The following is a 17,661-nucleotide window of genomic DNA, read 5'->3' on the forward strand; positions in this document are numbered from 1 at the left end:
TTTTAGATTTTTATGGATTTGCCTAACATCGAAACGTACATTCGTCCAACAGATTTACTCTCAGTCGAAAACTGGCAGCAGGGATGGGTACCTCTTGCTGGCGGCACCTGGATCTTCTCCCAGGCCGAACCTGATTTAAAAGTGCTAATAGATTTGGAGAAATTAGGCTGGTCAGAAATTGAAATCATGCCATCTGGTTTAGCGATCGGTGCAACTTGCCCTATGGCAAAATTGCGCCAATGGGACTGTCCTCTCAATTGGACATCTGTGAAAGCACTTCACCGCGCCATTGACGAGTTGGCATCATTTAAAGTCACCAATAAAGCGACTGTGGGGGGCAACCTTTGTTTAGCCTTAGCTGCAAGTACTTTTGCACCCGTTATGGTTGCGTTGGGGGCAAGCTACGAAATCGTGAGTTCAGGTTCTCCACCTCGCTTTGTTCCAGCCAGAGATTTCCAAATTGGGGTGCAGCAAACAATCCTGCAACCCGGAGAACTTTTGCGAAGAATCTTGATTCCTGTATCTAACTTAGAATGGCAAATTAGCTATCAGCGGATTTGCGTTGCCACTGCCGGTTATGCAGTGTCAATAGTGGTAGCAGCTTATAATCCAAAAACAGCCCAAGTACGGTTTGGACTCGGTGCTAGTGTACCCGCGCCACGAGTCGTGGAGTTTGCAGCACCTCCCACTCCAAAAGAACTCTGCGAAGCACTCTTGGAGCAGCTTCCGGTTGATTGTTTTCTAGAAGATGAAAGGGCAAGTGCGGCTTATCGCCAACACGTCACGAAAGTTTTAATGCAGCGATCGCTCTCAGAAATTTTATGCCAGAATCGATAACTTTTCAACTCAACGGCAAGACCTATAGCGAAACCTGTTCCCCAGGAACAAGCTTACTCAGTTTGTTACGCAATCTAGGCAGGGTTGGTGTGCATCGTGTTTGCGAAACTGGCGATTGTGGCAGTTGCACTGTTTGGGTAGATGGCGCGCCGATTCATAGCTGTATTTACCCAGCCATGCAAATTGAAGGTCACTCTGTCACCACGATTGAAGGACTTGTGGTGGATGGTGAAATGGCACCGATGCAGCAAGCTTTTTTAGATTGCCAAGGGTTCCAGTGTGGGTTCTGCACCCCCGGCATGATTATGAGTGCCGAGAAAATTGTAGAACTTTTGGATGCAACGTCTCTACAAGAGACGGAAGCAGAAATTCGCAGAGCTTTAGAAGGAAATTTATGTCGCTGTACTGGTTACCAGGCAATCATCGATAGCATTCTCATGCGGACTGGTAAGGGCAGCTGTCGGACGCCAGAACGCTTGCAGTTGACGACTACCTCCGGACCAGTTGGGCAGAGTATTCCCAAGCAGGACGGTGTAAGAATCGTCACAGGTCAACCAGCCTACACAGCAGACTGGACGCCTGAAGGGTTGTTGCATTTGAAGGTACTGCGATCGCCTCATCCCCACGCCCGTATCCGGTGTATCCACACAGAAAAAGCAAAAGCCTTAAGTGGCGTGCATGCAGTTTTTACCCATGAGGATGTACCGCGAATACCCTACAGCACTGCTGGTAGAGGAGAGCCAGTGCCAGACCCCTTGGACCACTATTTGCTGGACAACAAAGTGCGCTTTATTGGCGATCGCGTTGCCGCTGTCGTTGCCGAATCTTCAAGCATTGCTGAACTCGCGTGTCAATTGATTGAAGTAGATTACGAAATCCTACCCCATGTCACCGATCCAATTGCAGCAATGAACGATAGCGCTGTTGTGATTCATGATGAACAAGAGTCGTCCCAAATTTATGATGCCCAGCATAATATTGCAGCTAAAGTTGTTCTAGAGAATGGCAACGTAGAACAGGGATTTGCACAAGCTGATTTGATTGTCGAAAACACTTATCATCTTCCAGCTGTTCAGCACGTTCACTTGGAGCCTCACGTTAGTGTCAGTTGGCTTGAAGTTGACGGAACACTGGTGATACGCTCCAGCACCCAAGTCCCATTTCACTGTCAAAGGCAGCTTAGTCAAATTTTCCAGTTACCAAAGGAAAAAATTCGGATTTACAAACCACAGATTGGTGGAGGATTTGGCAACAAACAAGAGTATCTTACAGAAGACCTTTGCGCCTTAGCAACGCTACGTACCGGAAAGCCAGTGCAATGGGAATTCACAAGGGAAGAGGAATTCACCGCAACTAATAGCCGCCATGCGATGACAATTCACCTGAAAACTGGGGTGAAAGCAGATGGTACGCTGGTGGCTCAGGATATGGAAGTCATAGCAAACACCGGAGCTTATGGCAATCATGGTTCAACTGTTATTTATAACACAGGTCGCTTTCCTCTTGGTTTGTACCGTTGCCCGCATCAACGATTTATGGGGCTAGCTGTTTACACTAATATCATGCCTGGTGGGGGTTTTCGTGGATATGGTGTAACTCAAGGCTCCTTTGCCATTGAATCTCATATGGATGAAATTGCTGAGAAATTGGGTATAGATCCGATTGAAATCCGTCAGAAAAATATCATTCGTCCAGACGATGAAATCAAACTAGGAAGTGAAAAAGAAGATCACATCAACGTAATTGGCAGCTACGCAGTGCAAGAATGCTTTGATGTCGTCACCTCTGCGCTGGGTTATGCTCCTGGAATGCCAAGAGTTATAGATGGACATCTGCGACGCTCTGTTGGGTTTGCAGTTGCAATGCAGGGCAGTGGTTTAACCAAAATACATCATGCTGGGGCTAAACTATCACTAAAAGCCAATGGAAAGTATGAACTGAGAACTGGATCAGTTGACGTTGGCACTGGTTCAGATACTTCCCTGCGGCAAATTGCTGCCCAGGTTCTTGGTGCAGAGGTTGCTGATATTGAATTCCTTGCTGCTGATACGCACCGCACACCATTTGATGCCGGAGCTTACGCTTCTTCCACCACTAGCATATCAGGTCAAGCTGTCAATAAAGTCGCGCAAAAATTGCGATCGCGTCTGGTAGAATTTGCGGCAAAACTCTTGCATGCTCAACCAGAAGAAATTATCCTTGCTGGGTTAACTGTGAAGGCAAAACAGCAAGAAATTTCTCTACAAGAACTTGTGGCATTGGCTCAAAAAGAACAGGAATCTCTAGAAGTAGAGATAGATTATACAGCAGATGTGTCTTCTTTGAGCTTTACAGTTGCGGGGGTCGAAGTCGAAGTTGATACTGAGACTGGACGGATTACAGTTGTGCGTTGCGTCCAAGCCTTTGATATAGGTACTGCAATTAATCCCAGAATTTGCCACGGTCAAGCGACTGGTGCAATTGTCATGGGACTAGGATATGCCTTGTGGGAAGAACTCCGCAAGGACGAATACGGACGGATTCTTAACCCAGCACTGCGTACCTACCGGATTCCCACCGCACAGGATGTACCACCGATAGAAATCATTTTGGTAGAAAAAGCAGATCCCAATGGTCCGTTTGGTGCTAAGGGGATAGGAGAAATTGGGATTAATTGTATTGCACCTGCGATCGCCAATGCCGTTTTTCATGCAACGGGTGTCAGGCTGACTCAACTTCCTATGACACCAGAAAGAGTTTGGAGAGCTATGAACTACCCGCCCTTACTTCGTTGAAGAGCGGGTTTCTACATCCTGCCCAGTAAGAGTAGATTTCTGACGCTTCACGCGCCCCAGTTGCTTCATACTTCCCGCAGTTTTGCGGGTATATGAAGTAGAGCTAGCGACATCAGCGTCTACGAGGCTCGTTCCAAACCCCGGTAGAATTCCTTTTGCCCAATAAAGCATAACTTCTGCGGCAGCGATGTCCCTGTCTTGGACATATCCACATTGTTGACACTCATGAACTCTATCATCGAGTGTCTTTTTGTGTTGGTGTCCACATTTAGGACAAGTTTGACTGGGCTTTACTTTTTTGGTTGGAACTTCAATGAACACACCACCAATCTGTTCAACTTTGTATTTGATGGTACTTTTGAGCATTCCAAACCCAACATCGAGTATTGACTTATTCAAGCCAGCCTTTTGTTTTTTACGCTTACCTTTCTTCGCAATACTTGTCATCTTGACGACTTCTAGCTTTTCAGTTGCAACGAAGCTATTACCGCTTACAATTTCTGCTGCAACTTGATGTACCCAATTTTGTCTCTGGTTAGCAACTTTACGAGTTAGCTTACTCACCTTAAATTGGGCTTTCTTCCATCTTCTAGAAGCTTTAAGCTTCTTTTTTCTGTTTGGCGCTTGTTTTCGTCTTTTGTGTTTAGATGCTCGTTTTATCTCGCGTTCAGCATTACGCACAAACTTGGGAGCGTCGATGTGTTGATGATTCTCTCCGTCGGTAATAGACAAAGCTGACTTACAACCCAAATCAATACCAACTGCATTCGTTGGTAATATTTCGGGTTTCAGTACTTGTTCCAACACCTCAATGGTAATAGATGCATACCATTTGCCGTTGCGATAAACAATTGTGCAAGTAGTTGGGGTTCCCCAATACTTAGCCTTGCCACGCATCTGAATGCGTCCAATTTTAGACAAAACAATATATCCGTTTTCACCATTTGATTCAACAGAATAGCCAGTTTTAGCTGGATACGTCCATCCTGAGTAATGACGGATTGACTTGAACTTTGGACGCTTACCTAAGGCTTTAAACCACCGTTCAAATGCAAAATCTACTCTTTTAAGAGTAGCTTGCAAGGCTTGAGAGTTAATTTCTTTGTACTCTGTCCAAACCTCTTTGAATGGAGGCAAACTATTCTGTTGCTCTATGTAGCTAACAGAATGTTTGAACTTTTGGTATTGGGTGAATCTGTTATATACAGCAGCGTTGAACAAGTCTTTATGAAGTTTCCGGTGATACCGCAAAGACTGTTCTATTTGCTTGTTTGGGTATAACCGAAAAGTCATTCGCCTTGTCGCCACTATTTTATTTACCTCCTACTTTTTACTGGTTATACTGATGCTATCGTTGAAGTAGAGGTATATCAAGTGGCTTTGCGAAAAGGGTCTCATTCTATTTTCTCTGTTCACCTACACTTTGTTTTTGTAACCAAATATCGACGCAAAGCAATAACCGCCCCAATACGGTCACGGTTACGAGAAATATTTGCAAATGTATGCATCAAAACTAAATGTCAGCTAATTGAATTTTCAGGAGAGTCAGATCATGTTCATTTGCTAATAGACTTTCATCCTGACAATAATCTTTCTGCGCTTGCTGGAAGTTTAAAATCAGCGTCCAGCAGAATTATTCAAAAAGAATTCTCAGAACATTTAGCAACTATATACAAAACAAGCGTGCTGTGGTCTAGTTCTTATTATGTTGCATCTACTGGCGGCGACAAGATTGAAAGAATCAAGCACTACATTCAATCTCAAGAAGAACCAACCGATTGATTTGGCTACTCCTCATACATCTTTTCCCTCAGTAGCCGTAGGCTACTATTGGTCACGCTTCGGCAATCGTCGTAGCCTGCTGTCCATACACACCACTAGGGTACGTTGAGGGTGGGGACTTCCGCGACCTCGTTAAATGCTTGAGTTCTTAATAACATTCCACGCCCGCAAGTAGATGCCAACTTGAATGTCTTGCAGGAGTATTTAACAATCTCGCTCCTAAACCGAAGTATTTCTAATCAGTAGAGGTCTTTCATGCTTACAAAAGAGCTCAAAGCGTTTATCCAATGCATCCCTAAAGCTGAATTGCACTGTCATTTAGAAGGTTCAATTCAACCAGCAACTTTATTAAAGCTAGCTGCACGCCACTCTATTAAGTTACCTTTTGAAGACGAAGAAAGCGCTAAGAAGTTTTACGAATTTGAAAACCTCAACCAGTTTATTGATATCTTATCGCTCACCTCTTCAACTTTACAAACAGCAGAAGACTTTAAGACCATTACCGTTGAATTTGGTGCCGACGCAGCGCGACAAAATATTGCCTACCGCGAAGTGTTTTTCAGTTATGATGCTCATCGAAACCGTGGAATTGAGTGGGAAACAGTGATTTCGGGTATTGCTGCTGGTCGCATTGAGAGCAAAGAACGATACGGTGTAGAAATGTGGTTTATTGCAGACATGGACAGGACAACCGATCCAGAAGCGAGCCTGAGTATGGTGGAACTAGCTCACAAAAGCCGAGAACAAGCCGGAATCATTGGTGTTGGGATGGACAGTAAGGAAGCTCTTAACCCTGCTTCCCGTCACAAGGTAGCATTCGATCGGGCAAAAGAATTAGGCTTTAGGCTTGTTGCTCACGCAGGTGAAGACGCAGGTCCAGAGAGTGTTTGGGATGCACTCGATATGGGTGTTGAACGCATCGACCACGGTGTGCGCTCTATAGAAGATGATAAACTGTTACAGCGCTTAGTGGAAATCCAAATTCCCCTGACGGTCTGCCCAGTTAGTAACATTCAGTTAAAAATCTTCCCAAATATGGCAGCTCACCCAATCAAGCGACTGATGGATGCTGGCGTTTTTGTCACCGTCAACTCGGACGATCCGCCGATGTTTCATGCAGACGTTGTTGAAAACTATTTGCAGGTAGCTGACACATTTAACTTAACAGCCGATGATATCGAGAAGCTGGCACGGAACAGCTTTATGGCGGCTTTTATGGACTCGGCGGCGCGCTCCGATTATTTACAGCACTTTACAGACAAAGTATCCCAACTGCGAGCAGAGCTATTTAAACAGTAACACGCTACTCGTACCGCACTTGTGTTTATCAGATTCAAATACTTCTATTTTGCGTTTATGAGTCAACCAAACAAATTCCTCTCATTCAACCGTCGCTGGTTTTTACGCGGTCTTGCATTTACAGGTGGTGCTGCACTCTTCTCAAGTTTAACTCAGTTGAGGAGTTTGACTAGGGCGCAGGCACAAGGAGCAGCAGCCAATGGAGCTAACCTACTAAACGAGTTAGAGTCTATTCCCAATCCAGGTAGACCCTTAAAAGTTGTGATTTTGGGAGCAGGGATGGCGGGTTTATGCGCCGCCTATGAATTGGAAAAGCGGGGACATACCTGCGTGATTTTGGAAGCCGATCGCAGCCATATTGGCGGTCGGGTTCGTACGCTACGCTTTGAAGATGGTTTGTATGGTGATGTGGGTGCAATGCGAATTCCCAAAACGCACACTTTGACGCGCCATTACATTGAGTTGTGCGAGTTGGAACTTCGTCCATTTGTTTCGGAGAACCCAGAGGCATACTATTATATGCGCGGTCAGCGCATACGAGCCAAGGAAGCAGACAAGCTGCCTGAGATTTATGGTCTGTCTGGTTCTGAAAGTGGGTTAACACCAGATGATGTTTGGAATCTTGCAGTGGAAAGCCGTCTCAACGAACTGAGCGAGTCGGAAAAAGCTGAGATATTTGCTGAGTACCCCCAAAACGCGCTCGTCCGCTCTATGGATGAGCAATCCTTTCTGCAATGGTGTAAAGCTGCTGGATTGTCGGATGAGGCGATCGAAATGATGTTAGCAGCTAGAGGATTAGTGGGTGACACAGTTGACTTCTCTGCCCTCAGCATTATCCGTATTGAAGAGAACTTGAAGAACGATTTAGATGAAATTGTCGGCGGTACAGACCGCTTACCTGCTGCTATTGCACACCTCCTCAAATCGAAACCCAGAATGGGCTGTGAAGTCATCCGAATAGAACGAGACGACCAAGCGCACAAGGCAGCAGCAGTTTATACGCAAAATGGCACCACCAAGCGGGAGGAAGGGGATTTTGTCCTGTGTACCATCCCCTTCCCAGTTTTGTCTCGGCTCGATACACCTTTTTCTGGAACCAAACAACAAGCGATTCGTGGGTTGTCATATAACTCTGCAATGAAAGTGCAAGCTGTAGCCAACCGCCGTTTTTGGGAAACCGACGACGGGATTTACGGTGGCGGGACGTACAGCGATTTGCCCATTGGTACAACCTACTATCCCAATGACAACGCCTCTGCTAAAGACCCGGAAGTCTCAGCTGGTGCTGGCGTGATATTAGCTTCCTACACTTGGGGAAGTCTGGCACGCCATTTAGGGAAGCTGCCCCCAGAGGAACGCCATGCGGTTATCCAGCAATATCTGGGCTTGATTCATCCTCAAATTAATAACGAAGGCGTGCTGCGGCGGATGGAGAGTTGGTATTGGGACAATCACCCTTGGAGCTTAGCGGGTTTCGCTTTCATGAAGCCCTATCAGCAAACGGGATTGTATAAGGATATAGTTGCACCTGAAGGTCGCATCTATTTTGCGGGGGAACATACTTCAACGCAATACGCCTGGATAGAGGGTGCAGTGGAATCATCTGTGCGGGCAGTTAAGGAAATGTTAGTTGCAGCGCACGCTTAATTATTATTTTCTCTGACGCAAAGACGAGGGTTTATTGCTCTTTGTTCGGCACTGCACTACAACAGCGATCGCGCTTGTGAGATGTGAGGCTTTTTTTTGTTCTAGCTAAAAGATGCCTCATTGAGAACAGAAACTCTACCAAGTGATAGAAGTAACTAATTTACAATTTTTAATACTTTGAGGAAAGCCAGCAGTTTGTAATTTATTTTCCTCTTGACTTAACGCTATTACATATGTTGCAGTGATTAACTACTTTTTCTGTCATATTTCCTACTTAAATCTTTAAAAGCATAATTGCAGTTTTGGTAAGACAAGTATCTATTGTCAGAAGTAACGGTTAGTTTAATATCTGAATCACTCAAGATTCAGCACAATTGTATATTGACAAAAGTGTTATCAGTAGGAGACGAAAATGACAGCCAATTATGACAGTATTGCCCAGCAGTATAAAAAATCCAAAGAATTGCCGTTTCGGCTGCATATTGAGGCATATACATTCTTTAATCTGCTAGGTGATCTGAACGGAAAATCGCTCTTGGATCTGGCTTGCGGGGAAGGATTCTACACCAGACAATTCAAACAGAAGGGCGCTGCACGGGTAGTAGGGGTAGACAATTCCGACAAAATGATCGAACTGGCAAGACAGGAAGAAGCCTCCCAACCCCAAGAAATTGAATATATTGTCGCTGATGTACTCGAACTTGGTGAAATTGGCAGTTTTGATCTAGTGGTGGCTGCCTATCTGCTGAATTACGCCCAAACCAAAGAACAACTGCTTAAAATGTGTCAGAGCATCTTCGCCAACCTGAAACCGGGCGGTCGTTTCGTCACTCTCAACAATAATAGCGAACAACCTCCTGCGTCCTATCCCATAACTGAAAAATATGGATTTATCAAAAGCGTGGATGAACCGCTCACAGAAGGCACACCTATAAAATACACATTCAAAGTTGATGGAGAGAAATTCAGCTTTGATAACTATTACCTTAGCCAAGCCACTTACGAATCGGCATTGAGAAGTGTCGGCTTCAAAGAGGTTCGGTGGCAAAAACCGATAGTTTCTCCTGATGGGGTGAGGCAAGAGGGTCAAGAGTTTTGGCAAGATTTCCTTAACTATGCGCCGATGGTTGGCATCGAATGCGTTAAATAGCTGTTTTTGAAGCAATCAAGCCGCGAGCCATTCACTCGTTCGATGCTATTGTCACCCACTGACTTAAATCAATTCCACGCAGATAATGGTAGTTGCTAATGGTTAATTGCTAATTGCTTTAATCAACTCATGACAACACACATCATCGGGTTAACTGGAGGCATTGCTACAGGCAAAACCACTGTTGCCAATTATTTGGCTAGTGCTTACAATTTGCCTATTTTGGATGCAGATATTTATGCCAGAGAAGCAGTATCTGTAGGTTCACCCATTCTTCAGGCGATCGCTCAACGTTATGGAGAACAAATTTTACTTGCAGATGGAAACCTCAACCGTCAGAAGTTGGGAGAGATTATTTTTAACAATCAAGAGGAACGCAACTGGGTAGAGGGTTTGATTCATCCATACGTGCGCGATCGCTTTCTCGAAGAAATTGCCGTATCATCAGCACAAACACTAGTATTAGTTGTGCCTTTGCTGTTTGAAGCAGGAATGACTGATTTAGTCACAGAAATTTGGGTTGTCAGCTGTTCTGAACAACAGCAATTAGAAAGATTGATGCGGCGGAATCATTTAACTTTAGAGCAAGCGCAAGCCCGGATTATGAGTCAAATGCCAATTGCAGAAAAAGTAGCCAGTGCAGATATTGTGTTAAATAATTCCTCTATTATCGAAATTATACTGAAACAGGTAGATGCAGCAATCTTAAGCATTGAGCCGTCTCCCGTCACGTGTGCCACCTTTTTTAGGGAAAGTTAGCTCGATTGATTTTACAGCAGCAAGGCTAGTTCTGCTGCATATTCGCGATGCACTTTGGAAAGGAGACACAATCACTTTCTTAAACTTTTCATGGTGTTTTCTGCCAAATCCCGTTTTCAAGGGCATACTGGTTGCGCTAGTTCCTTTTCAGGAATGGATGAAATGTTACAGTTTATTGCAATCTCTGGTTAGAGGCTACTATGTCAAAGTCATTTCGACTACGATATTACCATGAACTCATAACGGCTACGACTAAGGCGGTTGTTTATGAATTCAAGCTCGACTTATTGAAAAGAAATTACAACCTCTGACTAAATTGATGGAGAAATCACCCAGTATGGCTGACCCCAAAACATTGACAACCGCTGAGGGAATTCCGGTTGCAGATAACCAGAACTCGTTGACAGCAGGTGCTCGTGGTCCTGTGCTGATGCAAGATTTTCACCTGATGGAGAAGCTAGCTCACTTCAACCGGGAACGGATTCCTGAGCGCGTCGTCCATGCGAAAGGAGCCGCTGCATTTGGCACGTTCACCGTTACTCACGATATTACTCGTTATAGTAAAGCCAAAGTTTTTTCAGAGATTGGCAAGCAAACCCAAGTTCTTCTCCGGTTCTCTACTGTGGGAGGCGAAAAAGGTTCAGCCGATGCTGAGCGTGACCCCAGAGGCTTTGCAGTCAAGTTCTATACAGAAGAAGGCAACTGGGATTTAACAGGCAACAATACGCCAGTCTTCTTTATCCGCGATCCGCTCAAGTTTCCTGATTTCATCCACACGCAAAAGCGCAATCCGCAAACTAATTACAAAGATGCCAACGCCATGTGGGATTTCTGGTCACTTAGCCCAGAGGCTCTGCATCAGGTCACGATTCTATTCTCTGATCGCGGTACTCCCAAAACCTATCGGCACATGGACGGGTTTGGCAGTCACACCTTCAGCCTGATCAATGCTCAAGGCGAACGGGTGTGGTGCAAGTTCCATTTCAAAACCATGCAGGGCATTGAAAACTTTACGTCGGAAGAAGCAGTACGGGTTAAGGGCGAAGATCCAGACCATGCAACTCGCGATTTGTTTGAAGCGATCGAGGGCGGAGACTATCCTAAGTGGCGAGTCTGCATTCAGGTGATGACTGAGGAACAGGCAGCGCGCCATCGAGATAATCCTTTTGACCTGACCAAGGTTTGGAAGCATTCAGAATATCCCTTGATTGATGTGGGTATTCTCGAACTCAACCGCAATCCTCAAAACTACTTTGCTGAAGTTGAGCAGGCGGCATTTTCTCCTTCTAACGTCGTTCCTGGTATCAGCTTCTCTCCCGATAAAGTATTGCAAGCTCGCATCATGTCCTATGCCGATGCTCAGCGCTATCGTATCGGTGCGAACTATCAGCAATTACCTGTCAATCAACCGAAGTGCCCGGTGATGCACTACCAGCGCGATGGTGCTATGGCATTCGGCAACAATGGAGGCAATGCACCCAACTACGAACCCAACAGCTATGAGGATACGCCGAAGCAAAATTGTGCTTATGCAGAGCCAGCTGTGGACTTAGGCAATGTTAAGGCAGATCGCTATGATCACCGTGCAGGAAATGACGATTACACCCAAGCGGGAGATCTCTATCGGCTCATGACACCCGAACAACAGGAGCGTCTGATCCAAAACATTGTAGGCAGTTTGAGTCAGGCACGACGTGATATTCAAATGCGCCAACTCTGCCATTTCTTCCGGGCAGATGTGAATTACGGTCGTCGTGTGGCAGAAGGGTTGGGGGTTGCGATCGACCCATCGATGATTCCAACGTCTGCTCAACCCGTCGGGGCATAACAAGGTGAGGAGCTTGGAATATAGCGGTTCTCATTTGAATCACATACACCACCACAAATAATGTAGAGACCGTACAGTACAGTCTCTACAGTTGTGTATTGCACGCAACCGAGAAGCGCTATAGTATTCCCCAATACAGTTCAGTTAAGGATTTTTGGTGGGATTCGCGTTCTTTGTAGAGACGAGAGGTGGCGCGTCTCTACATTGTGTTCCTGATAAAGATTCTGGTTTTATCACCAAGCGTATTAGTCTATTCCCTAGAAGCAGTCATAAGCGGAGTCCTTAATAAAAGTTTTGTTTCTTGTTAAAGTCGAGAATAAGAAAACAAGATTACTGTAATAATATATGTATGACTTTTGTGAATTGAATAAATAAATATAAACTCAAGGTGTCTGTTGTGTTACCCATTCCTTGAAGAGTTGAGAACCTACAGCATAATACTCCTCATCCAACAGCCGAATCACACCAGTCCCCGCAATGACTTCTAAAGCATCTGCCACATTTCCTCGACTTAAACCTGTATATTGTGCCAAAGTTTTAGGAGTTCCTTTGCGGTTCTCAACCAGGGCTTGATAAACTGTTCGTTCAGTTTCTCCAAAGCAACCAGAGTGCTGTTCTTCATTCCACCATGAGGAAAAGTCTTTGTCGTGATACTGGATTAATTTATTTATTAAATTCGTGCAGGAGTCTGTTTGGTGGTCGAAGATAATATTGAGAGTTTGTTGTATTAAATATGGATGGCATCCTGACCATTCTATAATAGAGGTCATTTTTTGATCGGGGAAAGAAATCTGTTCCTGTTCTGCGCGATCGCCTATCAATTTCTTTGTATCTTCCTCACTTAAGGGAGCTAACCATTCGATTTCTGCTATATTTAATAATGGAGAACCTACGCGCTGCTGATATTCCTTCAAATCTCGATAACCTGATAGCAAAAGACCCAAAAAAGGCTTGATAGCAGTGTCGGTATCTTTCAATCCTCGCAGATATGACCAAGCATCACTTGCCCAATTTTTATCCACAATAAACTCAGCGCCATCGATGAGAAAGCAGACACCTTGAAAATTTAACTTGCGAAGTTCCTCTATAGTTTTAAGGAACGCCAAGCGGAAGCTATCATTATCTAAGCGTCGTTCGTAGTCGGGATTATTTATATTCAATTTAATATTTAACTGCTTGAGAAAGCTAAGAGTAACTTCGCCACCTTTGACTTGAGTTAGAAATTGGTGGTACATCTGCCTAAGACTCGCTAGAGGAACTTCTCGCCAGCGTTCTATTGCTTCGCGGAGTCTGGCTATGAGGAGATAACGCAGATTGTCTAAGTCTTTGGGTTGTTCTAACTGTAAGTTTATCAGTACAGGAAATGCTCGCCGGGGATTACCAGTATTTGGATTCAGCAAATTCCACTCAACAGCACGCAAAGCACTTGTTTTACCCAAACGCCGCCCAGCGAGGAGAATCCGTACTTGAAAGGGCGATCTTAGCATGGTATTGAGCAATTCGCTGCGTCCAAAGAAGTGGGAAGGATCAGTGATTGCGACTCGGAAGTTATCAAACGGGCGTTCTACTGGAAAATTTTGCATTGTTCAATCTCCTCCTCAGTCATCTGCATTTGGATCCACCGCGATAAGAGTGGAATCCGGATTTGGTAAAAATCCTGATGTTCCACTTCCTTGTGATACAACAATCCAACATTTGTGAGCCACAAGCAAGCATCTAAGCACTGACTTGTTGTGAAATTATCTTTGAGTTGGTTGAGTAACGCTTGTTCTGTTATCCCCTCACGAAAATGTTCGTTGCAGGCTATGGCTCGAAGCAGGGCGATCGCCACTTCAAAGTCACGTTTTTCTAAATCTTCCCAAATGCTTTTTTCTAAGTAATTTTTCAACTCGCCTTTATGACTCAAAGTCTTTTCTAAATATCGCTCTACCGTCGCCCATTCAATGAGCATATTTCTGCTTTGAGAAGGCTTTGTATTTTTATCTTGATTTTTATCTTTTATTCTTTCTGTTAAAAAGCGAGCAAGTTGACGAGAGACAAACGGGTGTCCACCGCTTTGCCGATGAATTTGTTTAGGGGTTTGCTCATCAAACTCTAAGCCCATCAATTTGCCGATGTTAATGAGCATATCTTTCGTCTCTTCTTCAGCAAAAGGAGGCAGAAAGACTTCTTTGAAGAAGCTAAAAACTGGATTTGTTGCCACTCCTTGTTGCTTCCACATATTGATTCGATTGCAATCTGGATGCACATCAGCGACGAGAAGTGACAGTTGACGCTGTTCTTGACACAACACTCGTAGCGCCCCAAAACAAGCATTAAATTCTTCTGCTTTCTCCCGCGAGTCTTCTGGACTGGGAAGAATTCGTTCTACTTCATCCAAAAAGCACAGGATGGGCAATTTATACTTTTTAGTTTGCTGGATTGCACTGGCAAAGTCAATCACTCTTTGGATGAATTCTCCAGTTAACTCTGCGGCTGGTTTCTCTAGGGGAAATGGTTCAAAAGATGGGAGTTTCGCCTCAGTCTCTAGGGTGGAAAGAAGCTGAAGGATATCGTTGAACAAAGCTGCACCGTAACGAGAGCCGCCATACCGTTGTAGGTCAATATGTACGATGGGATGTTGTCGCAACAAGAATCCTAACTGAAGCAGCACAGAGGTTTTGCCTGATTTGCGTAATCCAAATAGCCCAATTCCTTGATATCTCAGCAGTTCTTCTGCCAAACGCTGTAGTATTTCTGTGCGACCAAAGAAAGAAAATGTGTCGCTAATGGCGTTTTTGTCATCAAAGAAATCAACACGCTGGAGGTAGCGATCGCAATACAGTTCCAGCAAACCTCTGCACTCGTCTTGGTTGGGTAGCGCTTGTTCCACTTGCGCTAGAGGAATTGGAATCAGCACAAAATGGTCGCGTAACCGTACCTTAGCCGTTTCCATTCTGGCGGTGGTATCCGGTGGAACTCTGTATATCAGCAAGCCAGCCCTTTGTGTCTGCTCCCTTGGCAATTGTTGGGATTGAACGAGTCGGATGATATCTTGGTCAGTTGGCGTATCCACAGTTAGCAAAACTGGTAAAGGCGTGTAGGTACTGAGAGTGCCTTCGATAGTTTCGATTGTGAGGTGCAGTTCTTTCTCTCGTTTTATTTTCGCACCTACGAGTTCCAGAAACTTAGTTGCTAAATCCAAACACTTAGCTTTCTGTTCGTGTTGTTGTAGAAGTTGCTTTAATGTACCGTCTTGTGTCCATTGTGGCAACCGTAACTTTAATAACTGTACATATTTATCACTCAATGTATGGTCTTTGGTATTAGCGGCGTATTCGATTAATCTTTCTCGTAGTTCTAAGGCTGTATCTAAGGGGAGTAAGGTTGCCAACAATAAGTAAACACCGCGAAAACGTGGGTCGTTTATGTGTTGATTAACACGCTCTTGAATTTCTTTACCTTCGCCAAGAAAGTTTTGTACAAGGAAGAATTCCATTATTTTGTCGTGGCGAAAGTACCAGCTTTTGTGCGGTTCTCCTTCAGCATCTTCCCACTGACGGCTGATGACCATTTTATATTTTTCATCTTCCATACTGATTAATTCTTGCCTAAATTCATCAGCAGGAATGGCGCTTTCGTCGTTGAGTCGCATTTGGTAAACTGCTTGCGAGAACTTCTTGAGTGGAAATTCGTGTTTCCATTCTCGCAGGTATTCTTCCGCCATCAGCTGATATTGCTGTTCTTGCAGGCGAAACAAGTCTGGTTGTTTACCTTGTGATAGCATCAGGGCAACCAGCGTTAAATCCATTGGGTTGGAAAGAATTCGCTTCGCTGCTGCTAAATCTTCTGGGGATTGTTGATTGTTGAAGGCTGCTGCTATGTAGCGGGCGCAGGCTTGTTCGTAATCTCGGAACCCCACCCCTAACCCCTCCCCGCTAGCAGGGAGGGGGAAAGAAGGCGGGGTGGGGTTAAGTCGCCGTACAGACATCTCGCTTTTAGCTGCGCTAAAATCTTTCCCTCTCCTTACCAAGGAGAGGGATGCCCGATAGGGCAGGGTGAGGTTTCGCCATACAGACGTCTCGCTTTTCACCTCACCCTCGCTTTTAGCTGCGCTAAAATCTTTCCCTCTCCTTACCAAGGAGAGGGATGCCCGATAGGGCAGGGTGAGGTTCATCTGCTGACGATAAAGCAAAAACTCCTGTATTTGTTCACGTTCCAACGGCTGCAATTCATATTTCTTTGCCGTTGAGGGCGGTATCCAATCCAAGGGCTGTGTCGTCATAATAATGTTGCCCCGGAAATAACTTTCTGCAAACTGCGAGACTTTTGCCCGCGTGTCGGCGGTGACTTCGTTGAGTCCGTCGATGCAGATGTCTATAGCACCATAATAAATGAGGTTTCTCAGGAATTTCGCATCTTGTACCTGTCCTTGCAGCTTGGCATAAATTGCGTCAATGATGCCGTTGTCACATTTTTGGGCGGGTAGAAAGGCGACGATTCGCTGGGAGGTTTTCACCAAATGGCGTAGAAACATTGACTTGCCTAAACCAGAGTCGCCTTCTAAGACGATTTGCCCCGTGATATCGGGTAGTGCTTGGGTAACTGATTGAATCTCTGGTGCTAGGTTGTCTGCAGAATCTCTCGCCGCTTGCTTTACCCCTCCTCGCTTGCGGGGAGGGGCTGGGGGTGGGGTGCTACCCGGCGGAACCTTAACAAAAGATTCGGGAAAATAAGTTTGCTCATTGAAATTATCTAATCCTGCATCAGCTAGCAAGGTAGGTTTGAATGGTTCAAACAGTCTGCGACGCAGGTAAGGAACCCAAGTTAGGAGTAAGCCGATGTAACCAAAACCTAGAATCCGCCTTATCCAAGGGTTCCAGAAAAAGGTTGCCAGAACTTGAGGAAATTTGGGGTAGGCAAGGATGAGGGTAAGCCAAATGGCAAGGTGAATGAGGATGATTTTTGTTGCAAGGGAAAACCAGTCCCGAAATTCCAGATTATTGATGACTGAATGCACAGCATCAGCATGGGTGGATTTGGCTTGTTTGAGATTGTTGTAGTGATCTCGAAGTGAACTGATGTCCTGTGCTTCCCAGGAGACTTTGTAAGCAACTTCGGCAATTTGTGCTGCTAGTTCTTGTCGCAAATCTGGCGTTGATTTACTGTCTTGCCAAGCTTTCTCGAACACTGTCATTATGTTTCTGCCCTTGTCAAGGGTCAGCTTCTCTGGTCTACTTTTGGGTCTACCCACCCATTGCATGAGAGTTTCTACATCTTGCTCTCCACCACCTATAAAATGAGCTAGGAATCTCGGTTGAGCAATTTCTTCTGGACGAGATTGCAAAACTGCGTCCAGAACCTGCACAATGAATGACAAATTTTGCTGACCTAGCTTTGGAAGTGCCTCTGCTGCGGCATAACGGACATTCCAGTCAGAATCTTTGAGCAGTTTGGCAACATCTGGGGCAAAGTTTGTCGCTTTCATCTGCCCCAGTGCCGATGCTGCGGCAGAACGGACACTTGTGTCAGAATCTTTGAGCAGTTTGGCAACATCTGGGGCAAAGTTTGTCGCTTTCATCTGCCCCAGTGCCGATGCTGCGGCA

Annotated in this window: 11 protein-coding genes; 8 read left to right on the top strand and 3 right to left on the bottom strand. The window is 45.1% G+C overall.

Annotation, left to right across the window (positions count from 1 at the left end; genetic code table 11):
- Positions 1–12 precede the first annotated feature (12 nt).
- Together AACT52_RS37490 and AACT52_RS37495 are read left to right on the top strand one after the other, a co-directional pair.
- Complete coding sequence (locus AACT52_RS37490) at positions 13–837, top strand: FAD binding domain-containing protein (protein ID WP_073635329.1); 825 nt, start codon at positions 13–15, stop codon at positions 835–837.
- Complete coding sequence (locus AACT52_RS37495) at positions 822–3,611, top strand: molybdopterin-dependent oxidoreductase (RefSeq protein ID WP_073635330.1); 2,790 nt, start codon at positions 822–824, stop codon at positions 3,609–3,611. The genes AACT52_RS37490 and AACT52_RS37495 overlap by 16 nt, the downstream gene beginning before the upstream one ends.
- Here the strand turns inward: AACT52_RS37495 and AACT52_RS37500 are convergent.
- Positions 3,600–4,904, bottom strand: a complete 1,305-nt coding sequence (locus AACT52_RS37500) for an RNA-guided endonuclease InsQ/TnpB family protein (RefSeq protein ID WP_073635331.1) — start codon at positions 4,902–4,904, stop codon at positions 3,600–3,602. The genes AACT52_RS37495 and AACT52_RS37500 overlap by 12 nt on opposite strands.
- Before the next feature lie 81 nt (positions 4,905–4,985).
- On the opposite strand from AACT52_RS37500, the gene tnpA reads away from it, so the two are divergent.
- The 6 genes from tnpA to AACT52_RS37530 all read left to right on the top strand — a co-directional run bounded on the left by tnpA (position 4,986) and on the right by AACT52_RS37530 (position 12,076).
- Entirely contained in the window at positions 4,986–5,393 is a 408-nt protein-coding gene (gene tnpA, locus AACT52_RS37505; protein WP_073635332.1) for an IS200/IS605 family transposase, read from the top strand.
- A gap of 255 nt (positions 5,394–5,648) precedes the next feature.
- A complete protein-coding gene (gene add / locus AACT52_RS37510; protein ID WP_073635333.1) occupies positions 5,649–6,692 on the top strand; it encodes an adenosine deaminase in 1,044 nt (347 codons plus the stop codon).
- 57 nt (positions 6,693–6,749) lie between these two features.
- Complete coding sequence (locus AACT52_RS37515) at positions 6,750–8,339, top strand: flavin monoamine oxidase family protein (protein ID WP_073635334.1); 1,590 nt, start codon at positions 6,750–6,752, stop codon at positions 8,337–8,339.
- A gap of 412 nt (positions 8,340–8,751) precedes the next feature.
- On the top strand, positions 8,752–9,489 hold the full coding sequence (locus AACT52_RS37520) for a class I SAM-dependent methyltransferase (protein ID WP_073635335.1): 738 nt from the start codon (positions 8,752–8,754) through the stop codon (positions 9,487–9,489).
- A gap of 129 nt (positions 9,490–9,618) precedes the next feature.
- Complete coding sequence (gene coaE / locus AACT52_RS37525) at positions 9,619–10,248, top strand: dephospho-CoA kinase (RefSeq protein ID WP_073635336.1); 630 nt, start codon at positions 9,619–9,621, stop codon at positions 10,246–10,248.
- Positions 10,249–10,585: 337 nt separating this feature from the next.
- Positions 10,586–12,076: a catalase gene (locus AACT52_RS37530; RefSeq protein ID WP_073635337.1), complete on the top strand. Its 1,491-nt coding sequence runs from the start codon at positions 10,586–10,588 to the stop codon at positions 12,074–12,076.
- A 383-nt stretch (positions 12,077–12,459) separates the two neighbouring features.
- Here the strand turns inward: AACT52_RS37530 and AACT52_RS37535 are convergent, their stop codons facing one another.
- Complete coding sequence (locus tag AACT52_RS37535) at positions 12,460–13,659, bottom strand: hypothetical protein (RefSeq protein WP_073635338.1); 1,200 nt, start codon at positions 13,657–13,659, stop codon at positions 12,460–12,462.
- Positions 13,641–17,661, bottom strand: a 4,021-nt coding sequence (locus AACT52_RS37540; RefSeq protein WP_337251787.1) for a HEAT repeat domain-containing protein, incomplete at its 5' end; no start/stop codon positions are given. The genes AACT52_RS37540 and AACT52_RS37535, both read right to left, overlap by 19 nt.

The organism is Scytonema sp. HK-05 (assembly GCF_963872035.1).
Lineage (GTDB): Bacteria > Cyanobacteriota > Cyanobacteriia > Cyanobacteriales > Nostocaceae > Kalymmatonema.

What these genes read in the sequence shown, in the direction of transcription:
- AACT52_RS37500 (WP_073635331.1), bottom strand. Translation starts at nt 4,904, where the DNA reads ATGACTTTTCGGTTATACCCAAACAAGCAAATAGAACAGTCTTTGCGG.
- AACT52_RS37490 (WP_073635329.1), top strand. Translation starts at nt 13, where the DNA reads ATGGATTTGCCTAACATCGAAACGTACATTCGTCCAACAGATTTACTC.
- AACT52_RS37520 (WP_073635335.1), top strand. Translation starts at nt 8,752, where the DNA reads ATGACAGCCAATTATGACAGTATTGCCCAGCAGTATAAAAAATCCAAA.
- add (WP_073635333.1), top strand. Translation starts at nt 5,649, where the DNA reads ATGCTTACAAAAGAGCTCAAAGCGTTTATCCAATGCATCCCTAAAGCT.
- AACT52_RS37530 (WP_073635337.1), top strand. Translation starts at nt 10,586, where the DNA reads ATGGCTGACCCCAAAACATTGACAACCGCTGAGGGAATTCCGGTTGCA.
- coaE (WP_073635336.1), top strand. Translation starts at nt 9,619, where the DNA reads ATGACAACACACATCATCGGGTTAACTGGAGGCATTGCTACAGGCAAA.
- AACT52_RS37535 (WP_073635338.1), bottom strand. Translation starts at nt 13,659, where the DNA reads ATGCAAAATTTTCCAGTAGAACGCCCGTTTGATAACTTCCGAGTCGCA.
- AACT52_RS37515 (WP_073635334.1), top strand. Translation starts at nt 6,750, where the DNA reads ATGAGTCAACCAAACAAATTCCTCTCATTCAACCGTCGCTGGTTTTTA.
- AACT52_RS37495 (WP_073635330.1), top strand. Translation starts at nt 822, where the DNA reads ATGCCAGAATCGATAACTTTTCAACTCAACGGCAAGACCTATAGCGAA.